The 4,633-nt window shown below is 39.4% G+C and carries 4 protein-coding genes and 1 pseudogene; all 5 read left to right on the forward strand.

Features of this window, described 5'->3' with window-relative positions; translation table 11 throughout:
• Positions 1 to 493: 493 nt before the first annotated feature.
• Positions 494 to 610 (forward strand): annotated as a pseudogene (locus J2T13_RS25970) (YdeI/OmpD-associated family protein); the annotation flags it as partial.
• Positions 611 to 887: 277 nt separating this feature from the next.
• A complete protein-coding gene (gene murB / locus J2T13_RS25975) occupies positions 888 to 1,799 on the forward strand; it encodes a UDP-N-acetylmuramate dehydrogenase (protein WP_429375590.1) in 912 nt (303 codons plus the stop codon).
• Between the two features lie 244 nt (positions 1,800 to 2,043).
• Positions 2,044 to 2,811 carry an ABC transporter ATP-binding protein gene (locus J2T13_RS25980; protein WP_429375595.1) on the forward strand — a complete coding sequence of 256 codons (768 nt, stop codon included), beginning with the start codon at positions 2,044 to 2,046 and terminating at the stop codon, positions 2,809 to 2,811.
• Positions 2,812 to 2,867: 56 nt separating this feature from the next.
• A complete protein-coding gene (locus tag J2T13_RS25985; RefSeq protein ID WP_429375591.1) occupies positions 2,868 to 3,509 on the forward strand; it encodes an ABC transporter permease in 642 nt (213 codons plus the stop codon).
• Entirely contained in the window at positions 3,487 to 3,987 is a 501-nt protein-coding gene (locus J2T13_RS25990) for a hypothetical protein (protein ID WP_429375593.1), read from the forward strand. Before J2T13_RS25985 ends, J2T13_RS25990 begins: the two co-directional genes overlap by 23 nt.
• Positions 3,988 to 4,633: the final 646 nt, after the last annotated feature.

The following is a 4,633-nucleotide window of genomic DNA, read 5'->3' on the forward strand; positions in this document are numbered from 1 at the left end:
TCGATACTTAAAACAGGTATATTCATATAACCTCCTTAAAGTCACTGGGGCCAGCACTTTTGGTCTCCACAGGTTGGCACGGTGATACGGGCTCAGAGGCCCAACCAGCTGAATCGGGGTATGAACAAAAGGCGAGGGCATAAAACACTTTATGCGACGGGATCTAAGTCCCAACAAAGCATGCGTTTTTCAGCCCAGTGTTTCCTCCAGTATAAAGAAAAAGTTCATCCCCGAGCCAGTCGGGTATGAACTGAGAATACCAACACCGGATTCCTAGTGAGGGCATTCGCCCTTGATCGCCAAGAGGAATTTCCGAAAAGTAAATTCAGGCGATACATTCAACCAGCTAAGTCTGACGACCCGTTCCGACCCGTTCCCTTTGGTCACTTAAGCTCAGGAATGCCAAACGTTATTGGAGGGCATTGGATGTTGTTTTGAATAAAATCAATTCAGTCTAAACAGGTCGATATTTCTGAGAATAGAGAAATCGACCTGTTGGGTCGTAGTTAGTATGACGTCAAACCCAGATACGTTGCTATATTTGGACGCGGTCGAAGAATCTTTGTACTTTGGATGGATCGATGGAGTCAAAAAGATAATATCTGAAACTGTGCGAGAAAAGGCTACAAGAGAAAAGGCAAGCATATGAGAATTTCATGGCATTTTCAGCCAACAGCTCCTACCAACCGATGGGAGCGAACTTCGACTACGCTATGGTTACTTCTTGTTCTTCGCGAAAATATTTATATTATTTTAATTACGGGGTGCAGTTCAAATAATAGGTGGGCGTGTGAAAGCAGCCATAGATTAACGTCATTTATCGTGTTATGGTAAAATAAGATGTAACATAGATAAATGAATTCAGAACTTGGAAGAGGAGTACAGAAATGGAGATAAATCAGGTTTACAAGGAGTTGAAGTCACTAATCCCGCTAGCGGAAATTCAGTGTCATGAAACTTTAAAGGATCATGTATATACCCAAATGGGTGGGAATGCGGATATTCGTGTTCAACCATCTACATATAACGAAGTTCAAAGTATCATTAAATATGCAGCAGAGCATAAACTAACGATTACAACACTTGGGAATGGATCGAATGTCATTATTCGAGATGGAGGTATTCGCGGGATAGTTCTTCAGATGACCCAATTACAACAAATGACGGTTTCTGAACATACACTATGTGCTCAAAGTGGGGCATCCATTATACAAGCGTCACGTATGGCCTTAGATGAGCACTTGACCGGGCTTGAATTTGCTTGTGGCATACCGGGTACTGTAGGTGGGGCGCTTTATATGAATGCTGGGGCTTATGGAGGAGAAGTTGCTGATGTGCTCATAGACGCTCTTGTGGTGGATTCCAGCGGGAATCTATTGACCATACAGCGAGAGGATATGGCGTTGGGTTATAGAAAAAGTATCTTTGCTGGTGGACTGTATACCATATTAGAAGCAAGATTTAGCCTACAACCTGGTGATCATACCTCTATAAAAGAAAAAATGGATGAATTAACATACTTGAGGGAGTCTAAGCAACCATTGGAGTACCCTTCGTGTGGAAGTGTATTTAAGCGCCCTCCGAATCGGTTCGCAGGTCAATTGATCCAAGAGAGCGGATTACAAGGTGTACGGATCGGTGGAGCAGAAGTATCAACGAAACACGCTGGATTTATTGTTAACGTAGATAACGCCACTGCAAGCGACTATATCGGTTTAGTTAATCACGTGAGAGACACGGTGAAAGAGAAATTTGGAATCGATTTAGAAACCGAAGTGAAATTTATAGGTGAAGAATAACGAAGGTTCTCAATGGGTCTATGAATCACAGTGTGACTATATCTTTATAAAACAAGCTATCGCATTCTAGGTAGCTTGTTTTGGTGTTTCAAATCTTAGATTGTATGCAGGAATAATTGATTTCCTAGCGAATCATATTGTTTGTGAATTTAGTAACAAGAAAGGAGGAGGGATGATGATTGAACTCAATCATGTTTCTAAACTTTTCGGAGAGAAAAAAGTTGTGGATCAATGAATCTTTACAATTGAAGAGGGTGAATTGTTTGGTTTTCTAGGTCCAAATGGTGCGGGTAAAACGACGACCATACGAATGATGACAGGGTTAATACAAGTAACCGAAGGAGAAATATTAATAAATAAGATGAATATTTCAGAACGGAAAAAGGATATTCATGCGCAAATTGGGATTGTTTTCGAACTGCTTAATCTCTACCTCAGATCTTCTATTAAAGATAATCTCAAGCTATTTGCAGATTTATATGGCGTGTCTAATATTCGTCTAATTGAAGTTATGGAGAGCTTACAGCTGCAGGAGAAACAAGATGTTAAAGTGGGTACCTGGAAACAAAGTGTCTTGATTGCTAGAGCCTTATTGCACAGTCCTAAGGTGTTATTTCTAGATGAGCCTACGAGTGGGCTTGACCCTAATACGGCTTCACTCATCCGGCATTATATTAAACAATGTAAGCAACGGGGCACGACGATTGTACTCACAACGCATGATATGCAAGAGGCCGACGAGTTAAGTGATCGTGTTGGAATTATGTATAAGGGAAAGCTTGTAGCTATGGATCATCCTAGGCAATTAAAGAGCATATATGGTTCAAAAGAAATTCATATCGAGTATAACGAGGATGGACTAGTGGTATCCAAGAGACTTCTAGCGGATGAAGAAGATACGGTTGAGCAAATTTATCGAATCATGCTGGATAATCAAACGATAAGTATGCATACCAAAGAAGCTTCTTTGGCGGATGTATTCGCTAGATTGACGGGAAGTGAATTGAGTTGAATAACGTGAATAAGCTATTGAAACATGAAGTGAAAGAGATAATCCGCAATCCCTCTATGATCATACTTATCCTTCTGCCCATCGTCATGTCAAAAATAATAATCGAGGTTATAGATGCGAATGTCAACAATTTCATGCTGTTGTCTACTTGGATTTTATTCGCTCAGGTGATGGTCGGCATTATGATAACTGGGCCCAATCTGATCGAAGAGCGAGAGAGTAAGACGATGGATGCATTGCTTGTTTCACCGCTTTCTTTCAGACAGATTCTGGTGGCCAAAAGTTTGGCGGTATTATTGTTCTCATTATTGTCTCAAGTGCTCGTTCTACTTATTAACGACGGATTGAATAGTGGGCTCGTTCTCTCCTTGCTGTATATGGTTTTGGGTGGCGTTGTATTTGTACAAATCGGGTTGATTATTGGGTTGAAAGTAAACTCTTCTAAAACAGGTTCTGCGATATCGTCTGCGCTAATGATCGTCTTTTTCTTAGTGCCTACCCTGTACCTATTTTTACCAGACTGGAGCTACATATTTGTTGTAATAATTCCAAGCATTGAGATCGTGGAGAATCTGAACAGTGTTCTAAATGTAACAGGAATAATGTTCACCGAAACCTTGTTGTTAGTACTATGGATTGTTATTCTCGCATTATGGATAAGATGGGGAGAAGAATATGAAACAACAATTGATTTCTGATTTAGATGAATTTCTTACATTTATTAAATCATTAGACACCCTAAAGGATGGAATTTGGTTTGCGCCATTAAGTGAAGGGAAATGGAGGATTTATGATATTGTTACACATATCATGAAATGGGACGACTATTTTAATAATGTTACCTTTCCGATCCTAGCGCAGAGAGAACTTTCAGAATTAAGGGAACATCATGATTATTTGGGATATAATGAACAATCCATTCAATATGGAAAAGGAAGAACAAAAAAAGAAATCATTGATGAAACAATACAAAATCGACTCATAATGATTTCTAATCTAATTAAGCTGGAAGATAATAAATTTTCTGCTCTTTACCTGGGTGACCGAGGATTCACTTTAACATCTTATATGACAGAATTTTTTACATCTCATGACAAACACCATATGAAACAAATTCAAGATTTTTTGGTAACCCGGGCTTCTCAAATGGCAAGGTATAGAACATTCCTGGCTTAATAAAGCGACAGAAATCTGTTTAGAAGATATTATTTCTAAAGCATATGAGGATGGCGGATGGCAGATAGAATGGGAGCCCCCAGGTGAAACGGCGAGATTAGAATGAAGAGCCTATAAGACTCTGAAGAGTTTAATGATACTAAATTTATACAACAAGATTAAACTATGAAGTTACTTCGGTGAAGGCGCTGGCATCATGATGTTTTTCAGCATCGTCGCGGACGATCCTTGGTCGCCAAGAGGGATTTTCGGAAAAGAGGCATCAGGCGACACATCCAACCAGTTAAGTGGCAGATCCACCAGGTCAAGATTGCTCGATTCACTTGTTCATTCAGACAACATAAGCCGTTTGTACGTCAGAAAACGCAACGCTATCCAAAACTGCTTAAGAAATTATATAAATCTGGAGGAAAATATGATGGAGATCTTAAAAAAGGCTCAAAGCATAAATACAACTCATTGAATTATTTGGATTTAGAAGATATTCAAATTAATTCGAATGAAGATTTAATTATTGAGCAATAATGCAATTATCATATGTAACAAAACATCTGTATATGTCAATCAAAATGTTGACCACCTTGCTAACCCAATAGTTGACCACCCTGGCAGAAAAAAATGGGCACTTGTAGGTGCCAGTGTGAGT

This window comes from Paenibacillus sp. DS2015, assembly GCF_050433705.1.
Taxonomy (GTDB): Bacteria; Bacillota; Bacilli; order Paenibacillales; family Paenibacillaceae; genus Paenibacillus_AQ.